A 24,779-nucleotide genomic window follows, 5' to 3' on the forward strand; every position below is an offset into this window, starting at 1 on the left:
ATTATTCCCTGTGAGCACCCACAGCGAGGCCCGCGATCATGACCGGCATGCACCACGCTCCGTCCTTGTTAAAAATGCTGCTGTTGACGGCGTCGATGCTGGGCATCGGGATGGCCGAAGCCGCCTTGCGCTGCGAGCGCAATCTGGTGGCGAACGTCGTGGCGCTGGATCAGCCGCTGATGTTCAACCGCCTGGGTGCGCAGAATGCCAACGGCATGATGTTCGCGCTGCGTCGCGATGTGGTCGATGACCATGACGTGTCCCTGACGCGCGGCGGTGCGGCCGTGCCGGGCAAAGTCTCGCTGCGGCCCGACAAGCGTCCGCGTCCGTTGGTGCTGCGGGTGGCTGCCGGTGATTGCCTGACCATCAATCTGCAGAACCTGCTCGCCTATCAGGCCAATCCCGGCAGCCACGACAACGGCGGGGAGGAAGAGGGCGAGATCGAAGGCGAGGTAGAAATCGGCGCCGCAGACGACTTCAAAGTCGATGAGCAAGTCACCGACCGCCACGTCGGCTTCCAGGTCAATGGCTTGCAGGCAGTCAACAGCATTGACGACATCGCGTCCTATACCGGGCGCAACGCCAACACCTTGATCCCGCCGGGCGCAACCCGTTCCTACACCTTGTACGCCGAGCGCGAAGGTGCCTTCGCCGCCAGCAGCCGCGGTGCAACGTTCGGTGGCGAAGGCGATGCGGGCAACGTCGCCAACGGCCTGTTCGGCGAAGTGGTGGTGGTGCCCAAGGGCGGCCGCACCTATCGCAACACCGTGACCGAAGAAGAAATGCGCCTCGCCAGCACCGGTCGCACCCCGGCCGGCCAACCGATTGTCGATTACCAGGCACGTTACCCGCAGCGCGAACCGTGGATCCGTGAAGGCAAGGCTGGTACGCCGATCATCAACATGGTCGACGGCAACGAAATTATCTCCAGCGAAAGTGATGCGATCGTAATGGGCAGCAATGCCGATGGCAGCTTCCCGCCCTCGACCTATCCGCTGGAAGCCATCGGCAAGCGCAACCCGGCGCTGCCCAACCGGCTGGAACCGTTCCGCGATTTTGCTTCGCAGTTCCAGGATGAGACCGCCGCGACCCAGGCATTCCCTGCCTATTGGGCAGACCCGGTCATGGCCCACGTGCTGGAGCCGACCCGCGATTCGTTCATGATCAACTACGGCTCCGGTGGCATGGGCGCCGAGGTGGTCGCCAACCGACTGGGCGTGGGGCCGATGCACGACTGCCTGTCCTGCGCCTATGAAGAATTCTTCCTCAGTTCCCACACCGTCGGTGACGTGGCGATGCTGGTGGACGTACCGGCCAACGCCGGTCTGGAAGGCATTCTTCCTGGTCAAGTGCCGCGCGCCGATCAGGTCGGGGTCAAGGCGACCATGGCGCTGTATCCGTCCGAGCCGTCCAACGTCAACCACAGCTACATCGGCGACTTCGTCAAATTCCGCAACACCCACAACGGCCACGAGCAGCACATCTTCCACCTGCACGGGCATCAGTGGCTGTTCAACCCCAATGACGACAACTCCGACTATGTGGACGCGCAAGGCATCGGCCCGGGCGCCGGCTACACCTATGAAATCGCCAACGGCGGTTCAGGCAACCGCAACCGGGTGGCGGGCGATGCGATCTATCACTGTCACTTCTATCCGCACTTCGCCCAGGGCATGTGGAGCATGTGGCGGGTGCACGACGTGTTCGAAGAAGGCACCAGACTGGAAGTTTCCCAGCAAGGCGCCGATGGTTATCACAGCGAACCTTACGCACTGCGCAGCGGTAAACCGGCCGCTGGCGCCCGAGCCTTGCCCGATGGCGAGATCGTTGCCGGCACACCGATTCCAGCGGTCGTGCCGCTGCCGGGCAAAGCCATGGCGCCGATGCCGGGCAAAGTCGCAGTCGTGCCAAAAATCGGTGAAACCCTGGTGGCCGGCAATGACGACGATGAAGACGACGATGACGGTGAACACCATGGCGGCAACGGTGGCCCGCAAGCCATCGGTTCCCTGGCGCTGGTGGATCGCAGCGAGGCCAACCGCAACGCCGACGGCAGCCTGAAAAACCCTGGTTATCCGTTCTGGATCGGCGGCATGGAAAGTTCGGTCGGCCAACGTCCGCCGACCCCACCGCTGGACATGCTTGACGCCGCCAAGGCCCAAGCCTTGAAGACCAGTGGCAATGCCTTGTGGGCGAATCTCGACCCGGCGCAGTCCGGTGGTTGGGATGGTGGTCTGGGACGTCACTCCCTCGACGGATTCTCTGCCGGTGGCGTGGCAAACACCGTGACCACGTCCCTGGATTTCTCCAAGGAAGTGACCCGCGCCAAACCGATTTACATGCCGGAAGAGGGCACCGAAGTCGAACAGGCCGCCATGGCCTTCCACGCCAAAAAAGACCACCCAAGCTTTGCCTTGCTCCCCGGCAATCAAATCGTTGCGCGCAACTTCCGCACCAACGGTGCCTTGCCAATAGCCGGCGCGCCTTACTACGAACCGTGCATGGATGACCGGCAAAAACGCCTCACCAGCAGCGCCGGCACCGGTGAGTTCAATAGCGGCGAGCGAATCGACGGCATGTCCTACACCGGTGCCTCGACCTTCACCGCCGACCGCCCGCGCGTTTACAAAGCGGCGAACATCCAGTTCGACGCGGTGTACAACAAGGTCGGCTACCACTTCCCGCAAGCGCGCATTCTGGCGCTGTGGGAAGACGCCTGGCCGGTCATTACCAAGCAGCGTCCGCCAGAGCCGCTGGTGATGCGCATGAACACCTTCGACTGCGTGCAATATCAACAAACCAACCTGGTGCCGGCCACCTATGAGATGGACGACTATCAGGTGCGCACGCCAACCGACGTGATCGGCCAGCACATCCACCTGCCGAAATGGGACCTGACGGCCGCCGATGGCTCGGCCAACGGCTGGAACTACGAAGACGGCGTGCTTTCCCCCGGTGCGGTGCAAGAACGCATCCACGCCATTCGCGAGTTCAACCAATGCACGGGCAGCGACCCGCGTGACGGCACACCGGCCTGTCCGAAAGCGAAAAATCACCCGTACTTCGGTCAATTCGGCCGGGCCGACTGGGTCGGTGCGCGCACGGCGATGCAGCGCTGGTTCGTCGATCCGGTGGTGAACGTCAAAGGTGTCGACCGTGGCCTGGGGACCATTTTCACCCACGACCACCTCGGCCCATCGACTCACCAGCAGATTGGTCTGTACGCCACGGTGCTGGCTGAACCGGCCGGTTCCACCTGGTTCCACGCGGAAACCGGCGAACCGTTGTACAGCGGCGCGCGCCAGGACGGCGGGCCGACGTCGTGGCAAGCGGTGGTGTCCACCGGGGATATCGACGGCGACGGCAAGAACGACAGCTTCCGTGAGTTCTTCCTCGAATACAGCGACTTCCAGCACGCCTATGAAGCCGGTGTGTATGTGGGCGCCGGCCCTAACGGCGTGCCTAATCCGCAAGCCTTCCCGGCCACCGCCGACAGCTTCCGCTACGCGATCAATCCGCCGGTGCGTAACAACGCCAGCACCTTGCTCGATGGCATCATCGAAGTGCAGGGCGGCATGGTGCCGGGTTGTCCGACTCGGCCATGCCCACAGGCGATCTCGGTCGATGACCCTGGCATGTTCGTGGTCAACTACCGCAATGAACCACTGGCCCTGCGGGTGTACGACCCGAACAAGGTCGGCCCGGACGGCAAGCGCGGCATGCAGGCCGACGGCCTCGGCGGCGACCTGGCGTACGCCATGCAAAGCCGCACCGACCGCGCCATCCCGGCGATGAACCTGGCACCGAACCTGGTCACCGCGGCCACCGGTCCAACCGGCGGCACCACGCTGTTCCCGCCGCACGTCAACCGTGGCGGCGCGGAGCCGGGTGACCCGTTCACCCCAATGTTGCGCACCTACACCGGTGACAACGTGCGGCTGCGGGTGCATGCCGGCGGTCATGAAGAAGAGCACAACGTGACCCTGCACGGCGTGAAATGGCTGCAAAGCGGCTCCGGTTTCGGCAACAGCTCCAACTCAGGCTGGCGCTCGTCGCAGATGGTCGGTATCTCCGAACAGATGGGCTTCAATGCGCCGGTCTCGATGCTGTCCAGTTCGGCGGCGACCACGGGGGATTACCTGTACTCGATGGACGCTTCCATTGAAGGTTACTGGAACGGTATCTGGGGCGTGATGCGCAACTACACGGCCCAGCGCAGTGATCTGTTCGCGGTGCCGAACAATCCCAAGCCGGCGGGCATGCGCAATACCGTGGCATTCGATGGCTCCTGCCCACGGATCAGTGCCAACCCCAACGGCATCGGCACCCGGCCGACGGTGCAACGCAACTATGAAGTGGTTGCGGCGCTGGCCAACGACATCCTGCGCAATCCGTTGAACCTGACCATCGGCGATCCGGCCGGTATCGGGCAACACGTGGGTGGGCCGCTGAATCCGGCGGGTGGCACCCTGGTGTTCAACTCGCGGCCGGTGAACATCCCTCAGGTCACCGTGGTCGATCCTGAAGATGGCGAAACCATCACCATCGGCGGTCAAAGCGGCCCGTTGCATGATCCGACTGCGATCCTGTACGTGCGCAAGTCCGACCTCGATCCGGTCAGCGGCAAGCTGAAAGCCGGCGTGCCTGTCGAACCGCTGGTATTGCGCGCAACGGCGGGTGATTGCATCAACGTCACCCTGGAAAACCGCTTGCCTGTGGTCATGCCCGACCTGACCCAGACGGCCGTGATGCAAGGGCTGGTCAAGCGTGATCGCAACAATGGCCAGGGCTCGACCATCTTCACCAACAACCTGCTCCGGCCGTCGAGCCACGTGGGTCTGCACGCGCAATTGCTGGCGTACGACATCACCAAATCCGATGGCACCAACGTCGGCGCCAACCCGATCCAGACCGTGCCACCGCGCATCGGCAACAGCGGCGCGTACCCGACCCGTACTTATCAGTACTACGCCGGGCACCTGGAACGTGAAGGCAAACCGGTCACGCAACTGGGCCGCAGTGTCGACAACATCAACGCCACGGCAGTGGAGTTCGGCGGACTGAACATCACGCCGGCGGACCTCATCAAACAACCGCAGAAAGGCTTGGGTGGGGCGATGACCATCCTGCCGGTCGGCGCGACCTGGGTTGAGGATGCGCGCAAAACCAACGCAACGGTCACGGCGCCAGGGCAGACCACTTACCGCGACTTTGCGATGGTCTGGCAGAAAGCGTTGAACATCCGCTGGGCCAATGGTCGGCCGGTGGAAGGCATTGCCGCCGAAGGCTTCGGTGTACCGACCGATCCACAGGACAACTCGAGCATGGCCATCAACTACAAGGCCGAGCCACTCTGGTTCCGCTTCGGGTTGGCGCCGGATGCACCGTTCGGGCACGCCGACGGTGCCGGTTACGGGGACGTGCCTAACGCGCATATGGCCTACAGCAATGCGCTGATCGGGGGCGATCCGCAGACACCAGTGCTGTATGTGAAACCGGGGCAACCGTTCCGCACGCACATCATGATGCCCACCGGTGGCAGCCGCGGCACGACCTTCCAACTGGACGGTCACGTCTGGTCGGTCAACCCGTTCCAGTCGGAGAAGAGCGATACCGGAGGGTATCCGATGAGTTCGCCGGGCGTGGGTTCGGTGCGGTTCGGCTACAACCCGATGTCGATGTACATCGGCGCGCGTGAAAGCATCCTGCCAGCGGCGCACTTCAGCTTCATGCTCCCGAGCGCCGGGGGCAGCAACGCGATACCGGGCGATTACCTGTTCCGCGATTACGGCGCGTACGGCAACACCGCCGGATTGTGGGGATTGTTGCGGGTCACCAATGAACCAGAACCGGCCCCGGCGCCGTAGCGGCAGGGCGCATCCACCGAGCAGGAGTGAACCAATGTGGCGAGGGGATTTAGCGAAACGGCGCACCGTCCCGTTGGGCTGCGAAGCAGCCCCAAAGCCAGCAATTACATTGGACCAGGTACACCGCATGCAACGTTTTTACGACTGCTGCGCAGCCGTACGGGGATAAATCCCCTCGCCACAAGGCAGGCACAGATCTGTAAGGGGAGTAGGTGATATGAACAGGACCATTGGAATTGCTGCGTTGATTCTCGGAGTGACGCTGATCTGGCTCGGCGTCTGGCGCACGACACCGGCGACCCTGCTCAGCGAGGTGGCGCTGCCCGACACCTGGAGCGGTCAGACGCTGCAGCGCGATGGCGTGTCGGTGGCGCTGGAGCTGCGGCCATTGGCCGAGGACGGCGTATTGCGCGAAGGCCAGTTTGCCGACGTGCTTTTCCGGGTCAGTGACAGCACTTCGGGCCAACCCCTTTCAGGCGTCAATCCCGGTGCCTGGCTGGACCCGGAAACCGTCGCCGCCGATCAGGCTCAGGGCCGTGACCGGAGCTGCAAGTCCCGGGTCGGCGTGTTCCTTAAATCGAGCATCGGCGCGCGTCCGCTGCTCGACCTCAACAGTTATTTCCTGCTGGTGATGAACCGCGATGCCAGCGTCTCGGTGGTCGATCCGTCGGTCTCGGTGGGCGGCATCACCAGCACCCTGGCGCGCATCGACATCAAGCAGCCGCCGATGGATTGGGTGACCCGCAAGGACAACAAACGCGTGTTCATCTCCATGCCCACCGCCGGCGAAGTGGCGGTGATCGACAGTGAGCAATTCAAGCTGATCGACTCGGTCACCGCCGGCAGCCAGCCAGTACGCCTGGCCTTGCAACCCGACGAGCGCTTGCTGTGGGTCGGCAACAATGCGGTGAACGCCGAAGCGTCCGGCGTCACGGTGATCGACAGCCAAAGCCTGAAGCCCCTTAAACACCTGGCCACCGGCAGCGGGCATCACGAAATCGCCTTCAGCAAGGACAGCCGTTTTGCCTTCGTCAGCAACCGCGATGACGGCACGCTGAGCATCATCGACATCGCCAGCCTGACCATCAGCAAGCAACTCAAGACCGGCTCGAACCCGCTGTCGGTAGCCTATTCGCCGCTGTCCCAGGCGGTGTATGTCGCTGATGGCAAGGACGGCACCATCACCGTGGTCGATGGCGCCAGCCTCGACGTGCGCCGTGTGATTAACGTCAAACAAGGCCTGGGCCCGATGGGGTTCAGCGCCGACGGTCGTTTCGGCATCGTGCTCAACACGCTGGAGAACCAGGCTGCCGTGATCGACGCCGCCACCGACTCGCTGATCCATGAGCTGGACGTGTCCGCCGAACCCTACCAAGTGGTGTTCACCAAGGCCTACGCCTACGTGCGCGGACTGGCCTCGGCCAAAGTCACCATGATCAATCTCTCTTCGTTGGGTGAAGGCCGCACGCCGATCAGCCAGGGCTTCGAAGCCGGCCCGCAGGCGCCACGGCTGGCCGGCGATTTGCCGCTGGCGTCGAGCCTCGCGGTGTCGCGGGATGACAACGCGGTGTTCGTGGTCAACCCGGTGGACAACACCACCTATTTCTACGCCGAAGGCATGAACGCGCCGATGTCCGGCTATCCCAATCGCGGGCAAGTGGCGCGGGCGGCGATGGTCATTGATCGCAGCCTGCGAGAAGTCGAACCGGGGGTGTACGGTGCGCGGATCAAACTGCCAAACGCCGGGCGGTTCGATGTGGCGTTCCTGCTCAATCAACCCAACATCATCCATTGCTTCACCGCGCTGGTTGAACCGGACAAAAGCCTCACACGTCTTCCCGGCGTGCCAAAAGTCGAGTTCATGCTCGACAAGTCCACCGCTGTCCTCGACCGCCCTTACACCGTGCGCTTTCGCATCGTTCAAGGCCAACAGAAGGCGCAGCGCAGCGGCGTGAAGGATGTTCAGGTGCGCTACTTCCGCGCCCCGACTTCGCGCGCCCGGGAAGTCGCCGCCCTTGAGATCGGCAACGGGATCTATGAAGCACCAGTGACCCTCGACAAGCAGGGCGCCTGGTACCTGCACGTGCGCGCCGCGTCACTCGGCGCGGGTTTCGACGACAAGACTTTTGCCAGCGTTCGGGTCCAGCCCGGCGATGCCCACTGAAGAGGAAATCGACATGAACCGATTCGCACACCGTGGACTGCTGACCTTCTGCCTGTTGGCTGCCGGTACCGGACAAGCCCTGGCGCACTCGGCGGATGAACACGCCGGGCATGACATGCCCGCCAAAAGCGCCAGCTCGGAAAGTGCCCAGGTCAAATTCGCCGACGTGGCGCTGGTGGACCAGAACGGCCAGGCGGTGCGTCTGGAAAAAGACCTGGTGACCAACAAAATCGTGGTCATGAGTTTCATCTACACCAGTTGCACCACGGTGTGCCCGGTGGTGTCGTCGATCATGGGCAAAGTGCAGAAACAGCTGGGTGCGCGAGTGGGCACCGAGGTGCAACTGGTGTCGATCAGCATCGACCCGCAGCGCGATGACGCCAAGCGTCTGAACGACTACGCCCGCGCCTTTCAGAACGGCCCGGGCTGGAGCTGGCTGACCGGCAGCGCGCAATCGATCAACGCCACCCTCAAAGGCCTCGGCACCTTCAGCGGTGACTTCAAAAACCATCAGCCATTGATCCTCGTCGGCGACGGCAACAGCCGCCGCTGGACGCGCTATTACGGCTTCACCGACCCGGCGGTGCTGACCCGTGAAGTGGAAAAACTCAGCGGCCAGCGCAACGCGCACGCCAAACACACCGCCATCGCCATGGAGCATCAGCCATGAGAACCCTCGACTGGGTCACCCTGACGGTGTGCTTCTGGATTTTCAGCGCGATGGCGTTTGCCCACGAAGGCCACGAAGAACCCGCGCCGACAGTAGCGGCCGCCCAACCCGCGACCGGCACACGGGATGCGAAAACCTGGTTCACCGACACACCGTTGCAGGACCAGAACGGCGAGACCCTGCGTTTCTACAGCGATGCATTGCAAAACCGCGTGGTGCTGCTGAACGTGATTTTCACCAGTTGCACGGATGCCTGCCCGCTGATCACCCGCAAGCTCAAGGAAGTGCGTGAGTTGCTGGGCGACAAGGCGGACGGCATCACCTTTATTTCCCTTACCAGTGATCCGCTGCGGGACACCCCGGCGGTACTCAAGGCTTACACCTTGAAGCAGGGCGTCGATGGCCCCCACTGGCTTTTTCTCACCGGCGACAAGGCGCAAATGGACCTGGTGCTGGGGCGCATCGGCCAGATCGTGCCGACCCCCGAGCAACATTCGACACAGCTGATCGTCGGCGACGTGGCCAACAAGCGCTGGAGCAAAATCCGTCCCGATGCCCCGGCCGCCGCCATTGCCCAGCGCTTGCAGTTGCTGACAATGCCCGTGGCCGGTCGCTGAGACCGCCCTATGAAAGCCTCCCTGATCCTCGGCCTGCTCCTGATCGGCAGTTTTCATTGCGCCGCCGATACGTTGCCCTTGAGCCCTGACGAAAGCGCCGGCAAGCGGTTGTACCGCGAGGGCGTGTCGAGTAGCGGCGAGCCGATCATGGCCCGGGTCGGGGCGGCGGGCATGCTGCTGCCGGCCACCAGCCTGCCGTGCGCCAACTGCCACGGCGCCGATGGTCTGGGCCGGCCCGAGGGCGGGGTGCGACCGCCGCAACTGAGCTGGTCGCGGCTGACCAGCACCTACGGCCAACGGCAAGTCAATGGCCGCAACTACCCGGCTTACACGGAAGGCACCCTGGCGCGGGCGATCCAGGAGGGGCGCGATCCCGGCAACAATCACCTCGACCCGGCGATGCCGCGGTTCGTGCTGTCGATGAACGATCAGCGCAACCTCACGGCCTACCTCAAACGCCTGGCCGATGAGCGCGATCCCGGCTTGACGCCTGACAGCCTGCACCTGGGCACGCTGTTGCCCAGTCAGGGAGCGTTGGCGGAAGAGGGCTCGACGGTGGCCGCGGTGCTCAACGGCAGCGTGGCGCGAATCAACAAGGCGGGCGGGATTCATGGCCGGCAGTTGCGCCTGACGATCCTTGATCCGGGGCCGGACCGTATCACTGCCGAGCGGGCGTTGGATCAGTTGATCGATCAGGAGCAGGTGTTTGCCCTGATCGCGCCACTGGCACCGGCACTCGACACGCAACTGGTTTCGCGTCTGGAGCAGGCGGGCATTCCGCTGATCGGCCCGCTCTCGTTACAGGGTACGGCGCAGAGCAGTCGGCAGATTTTTGAACCGATGCCGGGGGTGCGCGAACAACTGATCGCCCTGGCCGATTACGCCACCGCCAGTTTGCGCGTACTCCAGGGCCCGACGCTGATTACCTATACCGAGGATCCAGGTCAACGACTGGCGGCGCAGACCCTCAGCCAGTACCTGCAAGATCACGCCTGGCAAAATGTCAGCCTGAAGGCGTACGACTCGGCACAGGACGAACTGCCGCTGGGCTCGCGCTCAGTGTTTTACCTGGGCTGCGGTAGTGATTTCAGCCACCTCGCCGATCGGTTGCAGACGGCGGGGCAGGTTCCTTACCTGTTCGCCATGTCGAACCAGGTGGCGGGTGACCTTTTACAGGTGCCCAGCAGTTTTTCCCGGCGGGTGTTCCTGTCCTATCCCTTCGTGCCCAGCGACTGGACCCTGGCCGGACGCCTGGCCCTGACCCAAGTGCGCGAACAGCAGGGGCTTGGCGGCCAGCATGCGGTGCTGCAAGTCGGCGCGTTCAGTTCGATGCTGCTGCTCAGCGAAGGAATGAAACAGGCCGGGCGCGACGCCAGCCGCGAAAAGCTGATCAATGCGCTGGAAGGCTTGCATGACTTCGATACCGGGCTGACTCCGCGCATCAGCTTCGGACCGGGCCGCCGCCTGGGCTTGAACGGCGCGCATATCGTCACCGTGGACCTGCCTGACCAGCGCTTCTACCTGGTCGCGCCTTACAAGCCCATTACTGCGACACCCTGACCGGAGGCCTCGATCATGAAGCTCAAGACTCTGCTGCTCCTGTTATCGATGTGGGTGCCCGTGGCGTTCGCCAATAACGGCCCGGTCGCCGCGCGGGTCAATGGCGAGGAGATTTCCGAATTTCGCCTCGAGCGTTATTTCGCCGAGTACCTGGAGGATCAGGGCCGCGCGCTGGGCAGCATTCGCAATCCCAAGGCGTACAAGCAATTGCGCCAGAAGGCGCTGGACGCGTTGATCGACCGTGAGGTGCTGTGGCAGGAAGCGCTCAAGCGCGGGGTGGTGATCAGCGACGCCACGGTGCAACGCCAGGTTGAACAGACCCGGCAAGCCATCGGCGGTGCCGAGAAATTCGCTCGCCGCCTGGAAGATGCCGGTTTCGACGAGGCCGGTTTTGCCGAATACACGCGCCGAGAGCTCGCGGCGCAACAGGTGTTCACCGAGCTGACCCGGATGGCCGAGCCGGACGAAAAGCAGGTCCGCGCATTTTACGAGGAACACCGCGGCGAAATGACTCGGCCCGAAGCCGTGCAGGCGCGGCACATCCTGATCAAAGTGCCTCAGGGCGCCGATGCCGCCACAGTCGAAGCGGCGCGGCTACGCTTAGTGGAGATGCAAGTGAAAATCAGCCAGGGCGCCGACTTTGCCGACGTGGCGCGGGCCGGATCAGAGGATGCTTCCGCAAGCGAAGGCGGAAATCTGGGCTATTTTCCTCGTGGGCGTATGTTGCCTGAATTTGAAGCGGCAGCCTTTGCCCTGGCGCCCGGTGAGCTCAGTGAACCTGTTCGCACACCGCTGGGCTGGCACTTGATTGGTTTACAGAACCACTTGGAGGCGGCCGATGTCTCAGAGCAACAGGGACTTGAAAGGGTTCGGGCGTACCTTGCCCGACAGCAACAGGCCGAGGTTCGTCTTCAGGTTCTGGCGCAGTTGCGATCGCGCAATCGAATCGAACGGATTGACGATGACTGAAGGTTCCCCCCCAATAGTGGGGAAAGCTTCAGCGCGAATCCGTGTGCTTCCCCGCCTTTGGGGGCGAGGGGTGCGTGGACGAAAAGGCTTTTCCATGGATATCAATTACATGCAGCGGTAAAACAGCCGGTGCTCAGCCTGGCATGAAGTGTGCGTTAGCCTCAGTAAGGCGCGCACTCCACCAGGCTCGGAACTCGGACCTGCGGTTTCAAGGAGTCCACCTTGTTAAACAAAGTACTGGTTGTCGAAGACGAACAGCTTCTTGCCGAAAACCTCAAGGATTACCTTCAGGCGCAAGAACTGGACGTCCGGATTGCACATGACGGTGCGACGGGTATCGGTGAAGCCGAACAGTTTGCACCCGATGTGATGGTGTTCGATTATCGCTTGCCCGATATGGAAGGCTTTGAGGTGCTCGATGCCGTCCGCCAGAACAGGAACTGTCATTTTGTGCTGATTACCGGGCACCCCACCGCTGAAGTCTGTGAGCGGGCCCGGCAACTGGGAGTCAGCCATATCCTGTTCAAACCGTTTCCATTGGCGGAACTGGCCCGTGCAGTCTGTGACCTTCTGGGAATGGAGCGCGAACCCAAAGCAGGCGTGAGCACATCCGAAGGTTTTGTCGAACGACGCCAGAGCAGGACCGAGAGTTTCCCGCTGCAGTTGTACGATGGCAGTTGGGTGCTGGCGGATCGTCGACGAAGTTCATCGACCTCCAGGGCACCGGACGACGAACAATTGCTCACCGGGGAGTAGTGGCGCGACAAGCCGTTCCGGTAACCGCCGTAATTGCTCGCCGCGTCGACAGGGCTCAAAGCCCCCGGCGTTGGAGAGCAAGCCATGGACCGTCTATCCCTTGCCGTCGAACCGGCGCAGTCGGAATGTGTACCGTCTCGCTTTTCCAGTGAGCAACTGTCCCAGGCACGATCGCTGGCCGCCAGTTCCGGCGAACGTATGCTTGAGGCCCTCGGGGGCCTGAGCGAACTGGCCCCGATGCCGTTCATCCAGCGCCTCGGCGCCACCCTGCATTACCCGGTGCTCGACACCGACAGCCTGTTCAAGGCCACCCCGGTGTTCGACCGGGTCACTCTGGCCCAATGCCTCAAACGCGAATTTATCCTGCTGCGCCACGACGATGCGGTCATTGGCGTGTTTGCCGATCCGTTCGATACGTCCCGTCTGGCCTGGATCGATGACTGCCTGCACGGCGCGCCGCTGTACCTGGTGCATGCCGACGACCTGAAAGCCTATCTGGCGCGCCACGAAGAGAGCTTCCACGCGGTGGAGTCGCTCAACGCCCAGGCCGACGCCAACATCGAAATCGATACCCTGCAAAGCCTGTCCCTGACCAGCATCAGCGAGGACGCCAGCGTCGTCGTCAAACTGGTCAACTCGACGCTGTACGACGCGCTGAAAATGCACGCCAGCGACATCCACCTGGGCACCACCGGCAGCGGTCTGGTGATCAAGTACCGCATCGACGGCGTGCTCAACAACATCAGCAAAATCCAGGGCAGCGAGTTCGCCGAACAGGTGATTTCCCGGGTCAAGGTCATGGCCGAACTGGACATCGGCGAGAAACGCGTGCCCCAGGACGGTCGCTTCAAGATCGGCATCAGCGGTCGGCAGATCGACTTTCGGGTGTCGATCATGCCGAGCATCTTCGGTGAAGACGCGGTGCTGCGGGTGCTCGACAAACAAGACCTGGCGGACAAGGTCTGCGGCGTGCAATTGCAGGCGCTGGGCTTTGAAGACGAAACCCTGCGCCAACTGCGCAGGCTGGCCGCCGAACCTTACGGCATGGTGCTGGTGACCGGCCCCACCGGCAGCGGCAAGACCACCACGCTGTACGCGATGATCACCGAGATCAACCATGGCGTGGACAAGATCATCACCATTGAAGACCCGGTGGAATACCAGTTGCCGGGCGTCCTGCAAATTCCGGTCAACGAGAAGAAAGGCCTGACCTTCGCCCGGGGTCTGCGCTCGATCCTGCGCCATGACCCGGACAAGATCATGGTCGGTGAAATCCGTGACCCCGACACCGCGCAGATCGCCGTGCAATCGGCGCTCACCGGGCACCTGGTGTTCACCACCATCCACGCCAACAACGTGTTCGACGTGATCGGCCGGTTTACCCAGATGGAAATCGACCCTTACAGCCTCGTTTCCGCGCTCAATGCGGTGCTGGCCCAGCGTTTGATCCGCCTGGTCTGCACCACGTGCAGCGCACCGAGCCACCCGACCGACGACGAATTGCGCGCCTCGGGCCTCGATCCACACGACGTCGATCACTACCGCTTCGTTCACGGCAAGGGTTGCGGCCATTGCCGGGGCACCGGCTACCGCGGACGCACGGCGATTGCCGAGCTGCTGCACCTGGATGACGAGTTACGGCAGATGATCGTCGAGCGTCAACCGATTTCGAAAATCAAGGCCCACGCCTGCAAACGTGGCTTGCGCCTGTTGCGCGAGTCGGCGCTGGAACTGGTGGCGGATGGGCGGACCACGCTCGAGGAGATCAATCGTGTCACTTTTGTCTCGTGATTGTTTTGTCGCCGTGCTCGGCGCCAGTAGTGTCGGCCTCGGCCAGCGCCGTGGCAGCGAAACCCTGTGGCTGGGCAGCGTCGGTTTCATCGACGAAGGCTTCCATGCCTGGGCGGTGGCGCTGGACACCCTCGACCACTTGCTGGCCGATCACACCCGTGCCGGTGCCGAGTTGAGCGTGGTCATTTCCGGGCACTTCAGCCGCTTCTGTCTGGTGCCCTGGAGCGAACAGATCAGCAGCCCCGATGAACTGCGCGGCTTTGCCCAGCTGTGCTTTGAAGACCTTTACGGTGCGCCGACTCAACCCTGGAGCCTGGTGCTGTCGGCAGAACCGGCGGGGCATGACCGGATCGCCAGCGCGCTGCCCCAGGAGTTGCTGGCGCGTCTACGCACGCTGGTCAGCGTCCGTGGCCTGCGCTTGCGTTCGGTGCAGCCGTACCTGATGGCGGCGTTCAATCACTTCGATAAAAGCCTCGATGCCGGCGACTTCCTGTTCGTAGTCGCCGAACCGGTACGCAGCGTGTTGCTGCTGGCCCGGGAAGGCCGCTGGACCTCGGTGCGCTCGGTGGGCAGCAGCGACAGCGACGCCGCACTCACCGCGCTGATCGGCCGCGAAAGCCAGTTGCAGGCATCCACCAGTGAGCGGCCGTTGAACGTCTACCTGCATGCCCCTGCGCGCATCGACGTGCAGCCCGATGTACCCGAGGTGCATTTGCGCACCCTGGAAGAAGGCCGGACACCCGTACGCGATTGCCTGTACGTCATGTCCCGGGCGGTGGCCTGAGATGCGCGCCCTGAACCTCGATTTTCAGCCGCGTCGCCGCTGCGGCCCGTTGGGCTGGAGCCTGCTGGCCGTGGGCGTGATGCTGGTGCTGGGTTGCATCCTGGTTCAGCAGCATATCAGTGCTGAAACCGCGCAACAGCAGGGCCATCTGCAAACCGCCCAGCGCGTCCTCACCGGCGACACCGCAGGCAAGGTCAGCCTGACTCCGGCAGAAACCCGCGAGCAGGCGCAAAACCTCGCCGAGATGCGCAAGGTCTCGCAGCAACTGCGCCGGCCCTGGGAAAACCTGTTCGCCCTGCTCGAGGCCATGCCGCGCGACAACATCGCCTTGCTGACCCTGACGCCCGATGCCCGCAAGGGCCAACTGAGGATCAGCGCCGAGGCGAAAGACCTCGACGCCATGCTCGACTTCCACCGCAACCTCGAAGCCAGCGAAGAGCTGTCCGATGTGTCGCTGCTCAGCCACGAAATCGTGGCCAACGTGCCGGAGCACCCGGTGCAATTCAACTTGTCGGCTACCTGGGAGATTGGCGATGCGAATCCCTAGATTGATCGTCCACGAATACCTGCAAGGCCTGGGCATTCCCGGTCTGGCGGGGCTGGCGATGCTGGTGCTGGCGTTGGTCTATGGCCTGGCAGGCCTGATGCCGGACTGGCAGTCGCTGCAACAGCTCAGCCAGCAGACCCGTGAAGCCGGCGAGTACCTGGCCAGGGTTGAAGACGGCAGCGTCGCCGCCCCGGTGGTGCCGCAACGCCAACTCGATGACTTCCGCAGCAAGCTGCCTTCGCAACCTCAGGCCACCGTGGCCATCGACAGGATCTACGCACTGGCGGCACAGGAACACATCACCCTGGCGCGCGGTGAATATGCCCTGGGCATCGACCCTAAAACGCATCTGGCCCGCTATCAGATTCTGCTGCCGGTGCGGGGCAGCTACCCGCAACTGCGGCGCTTCCTGCATGCCTTGCTCGGCCAGTTGCCGGCGGTGGTGGTGGAGGACGTGGAGTTCCAGCGCAAGAAAATCGCCGACACCGACCTGACCGGGCGGATCCGCATGACCCTTTACCTGTCGAGGTCATGATGAATACCAAGCGCGTAGTGGGCTGGCTGAGTTTCTTCGGCGTTGCGGCGGCGCTGGCCTGGCTGCCTGACTACCTGATGCCGGCCGACGAGGGCGATACGGCCGTTGCCACCGTGACGACTGTGAGCAAGAGCAAAACCCGGGGGGCGCTGCCTGCCGCAGCGGCCACTGGAAAACCGGTGGTGGTGAAGGACTTGAGCCCGGCTGGCGACCTGTTCGCCGCCCGCAGCTGGAAAGCGGCACCGACCCTCGCCAGCGTCATCGAACAACCCGTCAACGTAACCCCGGTGGTGCAAGTCCCCAGCGTACCGCCGATGCCTTTCCAGTTTGTCGGCAGGCTGGATGACCGTTCCGACCTGCAAGTGTTTTTGCAGAACGGCGAAAAAATATACGTCGTGCGCAAAGGGGATGTGATCGACGAAACCTGGCGAATCGAGGGCATTTCCGATGTGGAACTGAGCTTCGTCTACCTGCCTTTGCATGTGTCCCAGACCTTGTCTGTGGGGAGCGCACCATGAACAGATGCCGTTTGCTGATGAGCCTTGCCTGCCTCTGCGCAGGGCTGGCCGCGTGCAGTTCCGCGCGGATCGCCAACAAGGAAGCGTCCGAGCTGATCGAGCAAGGGCAATACGAAGCCGGTCTGGCGCGTATCGAAGAAGGGTTGCGGGAAAACCCTCGCAATACCGAACTGCATCTGGCCCTGAATACCGCACACTCCAAAGCCATTACCGCACTGCTGACCGAAGCCGATACGGATCGTGCGCACCGGGACTTTTCCGCAGCACGCGTCAACTACAGCCGGGTGTTGACCATCGAGCCGAACAACCGTCGCGCCCAGGACGCCATGCGCCAGCTCGATTACATGCGCAGCCTGGATGAAAAACTCGAGCTGGCCCGTGGCGACTTACGTCGTGGCGATATCTACGGGGCCGACCGCCAGGTCAAACAGATCCTCGAACTGGACCCGAAAAACGACGGCGCGCTGGAACTGCAAAGCAACATTCGCCTGGTCCAGAGCCGCAACGTGATTCCGTATCCACAGCTGCGCACCCGCCTGGAACGGCCCGTGACCCTGGAGTTTCGCGACGCCAACCTGAAGACCATTTTCGAAGTGCTGTCCCAGGTCGCCGGTCTGAATTTCATCTTCGACAAAGACCTGCGCCCGGACATGAAAGCCACGATCTTCGTGCGTGACGTGCGCATCGAAGACGCCGTGGAACTGCTGCTGCAACAGAACCAGCTGCACCAGAAAGTGGTGAACGAAAACACCTTGCTGATCTACCCGGACTCGCCGCAAAAGCTCAAGGATTACCAGGAGCTGGTGATGCGCACGTTCTACCTCACCAGCATCGATGCCAACACCGCACTGAACATGATCAAGACCATGCTCAAGACCCGCGACGTGTTTGTCGACGAGCGCCTCAACACCCTGACCATGCGCGACACCGAAGACGCCATCCGCATGGCGGAAAAGCTCCTGCAATCGCAAGACCAGTCCAACCCTGAAGTGGTGCTGGAAGTGGAAGTGATGGAGGTCGCGACCCAGCGGATTCTCGACCTCGGCCTGCAATGGCCGAACACCTTTGGCGTGGTCAACAGCGACGGTTCGCCGGTGTCGTTGCTCAATCAATTGAAAGGTATCGACTCGAGCCGGATCACCATCAATCCATCGCCCCAGCTCAAGATCAACGCCCAGGACAACGACATCAATACTTTGGCCAGCCCGGTGATTCGCGTGAGTAACCGCGAGCAGGCGCGCATCCACATTGGTCAGCGTGTGCCGATCATCAGTGCCACCTCTGTGCCGTCGACCCAAGGCCCGGTGATCACCGAAAGCGTCACGTACCTGGACGTCGGTCTGAAACTGGAAGTGCAACCGACCGTGCACCTGAACAACGAAGTGGCGATCAAGATCGCCCTGGAAGTCAGTAACGCAACGCCGCTGGAGCCGACCCGGCAGGGCACGATTCCGGTTCAGGTCGACACCCGCAATGCCCAGACCACCCTGCGCCTGCATGACGGCGAAACGCAGATCCTCGCTGGCCTGATGCGCAACGACCATGGCGCCACCGGCAACAAGATTCCGGGCCTCGGCGACATCCCGGGCCTGGGCCGGTTGTTCGGCAGCAACAAGGATAACGTCAGCAAATCGGAACTGGTGCTGTCGATCACGCCGCGGATCGTGCGCAACCTGCCGTACCAGAGCCCGTCGGACATGGAGTTCCCGACCGGCACCGAAACCAGCATGCACATTCAGGCACCGGACCGGCGGATGGAATCAGCGGATCAGAATTCGCCCATCGACCGGCCGGTGGCGACCACCAATGTGCAAGTCAGCGTCGGGAAGCCTTGATCATGAGCGCCTCGCAACGTGGTTTTACCCTGATCGAAGTCGTGGTGACGCTGGCCCTGATCGGCTTGCTGGCCGGTATGGCCGCACCGCTGACCGAGACCGTGGTGCGCCGGGGCAAGGAGCAGGATTTGCGCACGGCGCTGTACCAGATACGCGATGCCATCGACGCCTACAAACGCGCCTTCGACGCCGGTTACATCGAGAAGACGCTGAACAGCAGCGGCTATCCGCCGAACCTCAAGGTGCTGGTGGACGGTGTGCGCGACGTGCGCAGCGCCAAGGGCGCCAAGTTTTACTTTTTGCGCCGCGTGCCCCATGACCCGCTGGCCCCGGTCAAGCGCGACGATGAGGGCGGCTGGGGCCTGCGCGCCTACGACAGCACGGCTCAAAACCCGCGCGAAGGCGAAGACGTCTTTGACGTTTATTCGAAGGCGCGTGGCAAGGGTCTCAACGGCATCGCATACCGGGAGTGGTGAGCTTATGCGTCGGGAAAAGGGTTTTACCCTGCTGGAACTGATGGTGGTCATGGCAATCATCGCGACCTTGATGACCATCGCCATGCCACGTTATTTCAACAGCCTCGAGGCTTCGAAAGAGACCACGCTGCGCCAGAGCCTGTCGGCGATGCGTGAAGCCCTGGATCACTACTACGGCGACACCGGGCGTTATCCCGATTCCCTTGAGCAACTGGTGGAGCAGCGTTACCTGCGCAACCCGCCGATGGACCCGATTGCCGAGCGCAAGGACCTCTGGGTCATGGTCGCGCCGCCGGACGGCGTACCGGGCGGGGTCGCCGATATCAAAAGCGGAGCCACAGGGAGGGCGCGTGATGGCAGCCTTTATTCCGAGTGGTAAGCCGGCCGGCGAGGGTGGTTTCACCTACCTGGGCGTGCTGTTCCTGATCATGCTGATGGGCATGGGCCTGGCCAGTGCAGGGGAGTTGTGGTCGACCGCTTCGCGCCGTGATCGCGAACGGCAGTTGCTCTGGGTCGGTACGCAATACGCTCAGGCATTGCGCAGCTATTACCGCAGTTCGCCCGGGTTGGCCCAATACCCGAAAGCCCTCGAAGACCTGTTGCAGGACGAGCGCTTTCCCAACCCGAAACATCATCTGCGGCAGCTTTACCCGGACCCGATTGGCGGCGGCGAATGGGTCTTGATGCGCGGTTTCGACGGGCGCATCACCGGCCTCAACAGCGCCTCCACGGACAAGCCGCTGAAGCAGGCGGATTTCCCCACGCAATGGTCGGACTTCACCGGCATGGCCAGTTACAAAGACTGGCAGTTCGTGGCCGAGAAGGCCTTCCTCGATGGCACATCCGGACCTGCCAAAGGGCAGTCGAAATTGCCTCAGGCGTTACAGCCATGAACAGATTCTGTTGGGTCGTGATCCTGATGCTGACGTCCGCTGCCGCTCCGGCCGGCGAAGAGGACGAAATGATGGGGTTCATCGTCGATGACACGATCTCGCACATCGGTCACGACTTTTACTACTCGTTCAGTGAACGCCTGCGCGCCACCAGCCCGATGGATTTCAACCTGGTGGTGCGCGAACGACCTTCGGCGCGCTGGGGCGCCCTGGTCACCGTGGAATATCAGCAGCGTCTGGTTTACCGGCGTTTTCTGCCGCCGAACACCGTGGAACTCAAGGACGAGGCCTATGACGCCGCCGACTGGGTTCGCGGGCAGATCGTCCAGCGCAAGCTGGAAGCCATGTTGCAGGACACAACGGACCTTGAGAGGGACGAATTATGAAAACAATACACTTCTCGCAGCGCGCCCTGTTTTCAAGGGCAGGCGTCTGGTTGCTCGGGCTTGGCAGTTGCGGCCTGGTCCAGGCCACCGAGCTGGTCTACACGCCCATCAATCCATCGTTTGGCGGCAACCCGTTGAACGGGACCTGGCTGCTCAACAACGCCCAGGCCCAGAACGATTACGACGATCCTGATTTGAAAAAACGCACCGCTGCGGCCGGGACGTCGGCCCTGGAGCGGTTCACCAGTCAGTTGCAGTCGCGGTTGCTCGGGCAGTTGCTGGACAACATCTCCGCGGGCAATACCGGGAGCCTGACTACCGACGCTTTTATCGTCAACGTCGTTGACGACTCCGGGCAGTTGACCATCGTCGTGACTGACCGAGCGACCGGTGAAGTCTCCGAAATTCAGGTAAGCGGCCTGGCCCCTTGACGGGATCCGGGTTGATGGGGAGTGAAGGACATGAAAAGAATAATAGTGCTAGGGCTGATGTTGGCGGCGTTACAAGGGTGCAGTCTGCGCGACCCTGTCGGGGCTGAGCAGGACACCGAAACCCCGACGCTGACCCCGAGGGCTTCGACCTATTACGACTTGATCAACATGCCACGACCCAAGGGCCGGTTGATGGCGGTGGTGTACGGTTTTCGCGACCAGACCGGGCAATACAAACCGACGCCGGCCAGTTCGTTTTCCACCAGCGTGACCCAGGGTGCGGCGAGCATGCTCATGGATGCGTTGCAGGCCAGCGGCTGGTTTGTGGTGCTGGAACGTGAGGGGCTGCAGAACCTGCTGACCGAGCGCAAGATCATCCGCGCCTCGCAGAAAAAACCGAACACGCCGGTGAATATCCAGGGTGAACTGCCGCCGCTGCAAGCGGCGAACATGATGCTCGAGGGCGGGATCATTGCCTACGACACCAATGTGAAAAGCGGCGGGGAAGGGGCGCGTTACCTGGGGATCGATATTTCCCGGGAGTATCGGGTGGATCAGGTGACGGTGAACCTGCGGGCGGTGGATGTGCGCAGTGGGCAGGTGCTGGCGAATGTGATGACCAGCAAGACCATCTACTCCGTGGGCCGTAGTGCCGGGGTGTTCAAGTTTATCGAGTTCAAGAAGTTGCTTGAGGCTGAGGTCGGGTACACCACCAACGAGCCGGCGCAGTTGTGTGTGTTGTCGGCGATCGAGGCGGCGGTGGGGCATCTGTTGGCCCAGGGGATCGAGCGGCATTTGTGGCAGGTGGCGGGGGATAATTCGCCGCAGAGCAGTGAGACGCTTGATCGGTACCTGACTCAGAACAAGGTGCCTGAAGAACAGTGAGCCGAGGCGGCCTTCGGGCCGACCAGGCTCTTGTAGATTCACCACGATCCATGTGGGAGCGGGCTTGCCCGCGATGGCTGTGTGTTGGGCAGTATAGGGTTTGATGGTGTACATATCCGTTGCTGCGGTAACGGCGGCTATTGGTTCCGCTTTTACAGCGGGTTACTTGGAAGAGCGCCAAGTAACCAAGCGCCCGGCGCCCCTGACGTACGGTGGCTCGCTAATGCTCGCCATTCCCTCACTCCGGTCCTGCTCCGTGGGCCCGCCGCCATCGGCCATCCATGGCCGGGGGCGGCTAACCCGGCATCCATGCCGGGTTGCCCACTGCGCAGAACCTGCGCTCGGCCTTCCGACGGGGCAGATCAAGATCAAAAACAAAGCGAGGCGGCCTGATAGCCGGCCTGAAGTCCGTCAGGATCATCGGGGAGAACACCAATGTCATGCCCGCCAACAATCCACTGTGGGAGCGGGCTTGCTCGCGAAGGCGGCCTCGCAGACGACCTGCTCTTGCGGATGTACCCGGAACCCTGTGGGAGACGATCTGTTTTTGCGGATGTACCCAGAACCCTGTGGGAGCTGGCTTGCCAGCGATAGACGTCCAGACACCGCGTTCCTTCAGGCAGCACACGTCATCGTTAACGACCATCGCTGGCAAGCCAGCTCCCACAGGGGAATGCATATACCTGAAGAACCAGGTCGGCCCGCAGGCCGCCTCGCGGTGCTGTGGCGGTGGTCGCCCCCTCGTGAGGCCGAGTGGAGGTTCTGCGCAGTGGGCAACCCGGCATGGATGCCGGGTTAGCCGCCCCCGGCCATGGATGGCCGATGGCGGCGGGCCCACGGAGCAGGACCGGAAGGAGGGCATGCCGAGCCTAGGCGAGGCACCGAACGAAAGGGGCAAAAGCGCTTGGTTACTTGGCGCTTCTCCAAGTGACTCGCCGTAAGGGCGAAACCAATAGCCGCCGTTACCGCAGAAATGGATATGTACTCAGTCAAAAAAACACGTCGGCTATCAGGCCGCCTTCGCTGGCAAGCCAAGCTCCCACAGGAACCGGTGAGCCCTACAAACCTCAGACAAAAAAACCGCGACCCTCACCCAGGGCCGCGGTTTTTTATCCCCCGCATTTACTGCTGCAACACCGTCGCCCGGTTATCCGTCCCCAACTGCTGAACAGTCGCCATCTGCGTCATGCCGCTCTGATCAACATTGGCAATGTTCCCGGTGCCGCCCTGTGTCACATACGCCACGTTCATCGTGTCAGCCTGTTTCAAAGTGATCTGGTTATCGCTGCCCCACTGAGTGGTGTAGGCCTGGTTACCGGTGCCGGACTGGTCGAACGCGGTGCTGTTGCCCATACCGTTGCTGCTGCCCTGGGCCAGGTTGGTGGTGCCGCGCTGATCGGCGACGAGGATGTTGTCGCTGCCGTTCTGGTCGAAGTACAGCTCGTTGTAGTTTTCAGCCTGGCTGACGGTGGTTTTGTTGCCGGTGCCGGTCTGGTTGGTGGTCATGACGTGGCCGACGCCGTCTTGCGTGAAGTTGGCGATGTTGGCGTTGCCGGTCTGGTTGATGGTTGCGCGCTGGTTGCTGCCGAACTGCCCACCTTTTTGCGGGCCTTTCCAGTTGCTGGCATAGACCTTGTTGTCGTTACCCACCGAAGTCGCAGTGAGCGAATGCCCCTCGCCGGTCTGGTAGGTGAAGTGCGTGTTGCCCGTGCCTGTCTGGTACAGCGCGATGGTCGAGCCGGTGGATTCGAACTGATCGGCATAGATCGCGTTGAGGTCGCCGACCTGGAAGACCTGGGCGGTGTTGTTTTCGCCGAAGCTCTGGTCGACCACGGTTTCGTTGGTCAGGCCGATTTGGTCGACAGTGGTTTCGCTGCCGACTTGTCCGTCTTGCCAGACTTCAGTGCCGTTGCCTTCGCCGAACTGGTTGATGGTCAGGTTGCCGCCGTCGCCATTGCGCTGGTCGCCGTAGGCATAGTTGCTGGTGCCAGCCTGGTTGAGGTTGATCTGGCCACCCATGTGGTTGATCTGTTCGGCGGTGGCGTAGTTGGTGGTGCCGTACTGGATGATCACCGCGGTGTTGGCGATGCCGATCTGAATCTGTTCGATGTTGGCTTCGTTGCTGTCACCGAACTGGAAGGTTTGACCGGTCGTACCGTCCTGGCTGTCCTGATAGACGAACGAGAAGTTGCCGGAGCCTTGCTGTTGTTGCAGCACTTCGCTGCCGCCCACGCCGATCGACTGGCTGGCGTGGCTGGTGTTGAAGCTGCCGGTCTGTTGCTGGTTGATGGTGCTGTTGTTTTCGAACAACTGCTCGGCGTAACCGGCGTTGTAATCACCGATCTGGTTCTGGTCGATGGTGCTGGTGGCCGAGTCCTGCACGGCGGCCGCGTCGTTGCCCTGGCCGAGTTGCTGTTGGGTAGCGGTACTGAAAGGCGCCAGGGTCTGTTTCACATCGGCGACGTTGGCCGTGCCGACCTGGTCCTGGCTGGAAATGCTGTCATCGGCCATCGCCTGGGCACTGACAATGACCAGGATGGCGGCGGTGAGGGGCGTCAGTTTGAACATGATGAAACCTCCAGAGGGTGCAGTGCTTTAGCGGTATTGTTTGACCGAAACGCTCATGCCATTTCCCGACTGGCTCACGGCGCTGGAAAGCCCCGTTCCGGCCTGGTCGATGCTGGCGTCGTTGTTGTTGCCGTTCTGGGAAATCTGCGCACGGTTCTGGCTGCCGGTCTGGGTGATCGAGGCGGAGTTGCCGGAACCTTGCTGGGTGATCATCGCCATCAGGTCGCTGCCTTGTTGCAGGATCCAGGCTTCCTGATTGCTTCCCGACTGGACGATGGTGCCGAGCAACGACTGGCCGTTCTGTTGCAGCAGCGCCACGTTGGCCTGGCCGGTCTGGTCGATCAGCGCTTGCTGGCCAATCGGCGGTGGCAACTCGCCGAGATCGGTGCCGGGGCCCAGGTCGTCGTTCTCCATCAAATCGTCGGCGCGCACACCCGCGCTGCTGCAGAGCAGAAGCAGGCAGAGCAGGGTGGCGGTCGACGTTTTCATGACGTTGTCCTTCAGGATGAGGCTTGCCCCATCGGCCA

Annotated in this window: 21 protein-coding genes; 19 read left to right on the top strand and 2 right to left on the bottom strand. The window is 62.4% G+C overall.

Annotated elements, in window-relative coordinates:
• Nucleotides 1-38 precede the first annotated feature (38 nt).
• From mnxG to J2Y86_RS29100, 19 genes are all read left to right on the top strand, one after another.
• A complete protein-coding gene (mnxG, locus tag J2Y86_RS29010) occupies nt 39-5,867 on the top strand; it encodes a manganese-oxidizing multicopper oxidase MnxG (protein WP_253439530.1) in 5,829 nt (1,942 codons plus the stop codon).
• A gap of 217 nt (nt 5,868-6,084) precedes the next feature.
• The gene (locus J2Y86_RS29015) at nt 6,085-8,031 is read left to right on the top strand and encodes a cytochrome D1 domain-containing protein (RefSeq protein ID WP_253439532.1); all 1,947 of its coding nucleotides are present in this window, start codon (nt 6,085-6,087) and stop codon (nt 8,029-8,031) included.
• 13 nt (nt 8,032-8,044) lie between these two features.
• On the top strand, nt 8,045-8,701 hold the full coding sequence (locus J2Y86_RS29020) for an SCO family protein (protein WP_253439534.1): 657 nt from the start codon (nt 8,045-8,047) through the stop codon (nt 8,699-8,701).
• On the top strand, nt 8,698-9,318 hold the full coding sequence (locus J2Y86_RS29025) for an SCO family protein (protein WP_253439536.1): 621 nt from the start codon (nt 8,698-8,700) through the stop codon (nt 9,316-9,318). Before J2Y86_RS29020 ends, J2Y86_RS29025 begins: the two co-directional genes overlap by 4 nt.
• 9 nt (nt 9,319-9,327) lie before the next feature.
• Complete coding sequence (locus J2Y86_RS29030) at nt 9,328-10,878, top strand: cytochrome c/ABC transporter substrate-binding protein (protein ID WP_253439538.1); 1,551 nt, start codon at nt 9,328-9,330, stop codon at nt 10,876-10,878.
• Nucleotides 10,879-10,893: 15 nt separating this feature from the next.
• Nucleotides 10,894-11,847 (top strand): peptidylprolyl isomerase, encoded by a 954-nt coding sequence (locus J2Y86_RS29035; RefSeq protein ID WP_253439540.1) that lies wholly within the window; start codon nt 10,894-10,896, stop codon nt 11,845-11,847.
• A 222-nt stretch (nt 11,848-12,069) separates the two neighbouring features.
• Nucleotides 12,070-12,603, top strand: a complete 534-nt coding sequence (locus J2Y86_RS29040; RefSeq protein WP_253439542.1) for a response regulator — start codon at nt 12,070-12,072, stop codon at nt 12,601-12,603.
• Nucleotides 12,604-12,687: 84 nt separating this feature from the next.
• Nucleotides 12,688-14,394, top strand: coding sequence for a GspE/PulE family protein (locus tag J2Y86_RS29045; RefSeq protein ID WP_253439544.1), 1,707 nt, complete (start codon nt 12,688-12,690; stop codon nt 14,392-14,394).
• On the top strand, nt 14,375-15,178 hold the full coding sequence (locus J2Y86_RS29050; RefSeq protein ID WP_253439546.1) for a hypothetical protein: 804 nt from the start codon (nt 14,375-14,377) through the stop codon (nt 15,176-15,178). Before J2Y86_RS29045 ends, J2Y86_RS29050 begins: the two co-directional genes overlap by 20 nt.
• A 1-nt stretch (nt 15,179) precedes the next feature.
• Nucleotides 15,180-15,725 carry a PilN domain-containing protein gene (locus tag J2Y86_RS29055; RefSeq protein WP_253439548.1) on the top strand — a complete coding sequence of 182 codons (546 nt, stop codon included), beginning with the start codon at nt 15,180-15,182 and terminating at the stop codon, nt 15,723-15,725.
• On the top strand, nt 15,712-16,260 hold the full coding sequence (locus tag J2Y86_RS29060) for a GspMb/PilO family protein (protein ID WP_253439551.1): 549 nt from the start codon (nt 15,712-15,714) through the stop codon (nt 16,258-16,260). Before J2Y86_RS29055 ends, J2Y86_RS29060 begins: the two co-directional genes overlap by 14 nt.
• Complete coding sequence (locus J2Y86_RS29065) at nt 16,260-16,778, top strand: hypothetical protein (RefSeq protein WP_253439553.1); 519 nt, start codon at nt 16,260-16,262, stop codon at nt 16,776-16,778. Before J2Y86_RS29060 ends, J2Y86_RS29065 begins: the two co-directional genes overlap by 1 nt.
• Nucleotides 16,775-18,613 (top strand): secretin N-terminal domain-containing protein, encoded by a 1,839-nt coding sequence (locus tag J2Y86_RS29070; protein WP_253439555.1) that lies wholly within the window; start codon nt 16,775-16,777, stop codon nt 18,611-18,613. Before J2Y86_RS29065 ends, J2Y86_RS29070 begins: the two co-directional genes overlap by 4 nt.
• 2 nt (nt 18,614-18,615) lie before the next feature.
• Entirely contained in the window at nt 18,616-19,089 is a 474-nt protein-coding gene (locus tag J2Y86_RS29075; protein WP_253439557.1) for a type II secretion system protein, read from the top strand.
• A 4-nt stretch (nt 19,090-19,093) separates the two neighbouring features.
• Complete coding sequence (locus J2Y86_RS29080) at nt 19,094-19,468, top strand: type II secretion system protein (protein WP_253439559.1); 375 nt, start codon at nt 19,094-19,096, stop codon at nt 19,466-19,468.
• The gene (locus J2Y86_RS29085; RefSeq protein ID WP_253439561.1) at nt 19,443-19,982 is read left to right on the top strand and encodes a type II secretion system protein; all 540 of its coding nucleotides are present in this window, start codon (nt 19,443-19,445) and stop codon (nt 19,980-19,982) included. The genes J2Y86_RS29080 and J2Y86_RS29085 overlap by 26 nt, the downstream gene beginning before the upstream one ends.
• A complete protein-coding gene (csgE, locus tag J2Y86_RS29090; protein ID WP_214382344.1) occupies nt 19,979-20,368 on the top strand; it encodes a curli production assembly/transport protein CsgE in 390 nt (129 codons plus the stop codon). The genes J2Y86_RS29085 and csgE overlap by 4 nt, the downstream gene beginning before the upstream one ends.
• A complete protein-coding gene (locus J2Y86_RS29095; protein ID WP_253439563.1) occupies nt 20,365-20,799 on the top strand; it encodes a curli assembly protein CsgF in 435 nt (144 codons plus the stop codon). Before csgE ends, J2Y86_RS29095 begins: the two co-directional genes overlap by 4 nt.
• Before the next feature lie 30 nt (nt 20,800-20,829).
• Nucleotides 20,830-21,684 (top strand): CsgG/HfaB family protein, encoded by an 855-nt coding sequence (locus J2Y86_RS29100; RefSeq protein ID WP_253439565.1) that lies wholly within the window; start codon nt 20,830-20,832, stop codon nt 21,682-21,684.
• Nucleotides 21,685-22,806: 1,122 nt separating this feature from the next.
• Here J2Y86_RS29100 and J2Y86_RS29105 read toward each other — a convergent pair.
• Both J2Y86_RS29105 and J2Y86_RS29110 read right to left on the bottom strand, forming a co-directional pair.
• Nucleotides 22,807-24,252, bottom strand: a complete 1,446-nt coding sequence (locus tag J2Y86_RS29105; RefSeq protein ID WP_253439567.1) for a curlin — start codon at nt 24,250-24,252, stop codon at nt 22,807-22,809.
• Nucleotides 24,253-24,279: 27 nt separating this feature from the next.
• Complete coding sequence (locus J2Y86_RS29110; protein ID WP_253439569.1) at nt 24,280-24,741, bottom strand: curlin; 462 nt, start codon at nt 24,739-24,741, stop codon at nt 24,280-24,282.
• Nucleotides 24,742-24,779: the final 38 nt, after the last annotated feature.

It is taken from the genome of Pseudomonas migulae, assembly GCF_024169315.1.
Lineage (GTDB): Bacteria > Pseudomonadota > Gammaproteobacteria > Pseudomonadales > Pseudomonadaceae > Aquipseudomonas > Aquipseudomonas migulae_B.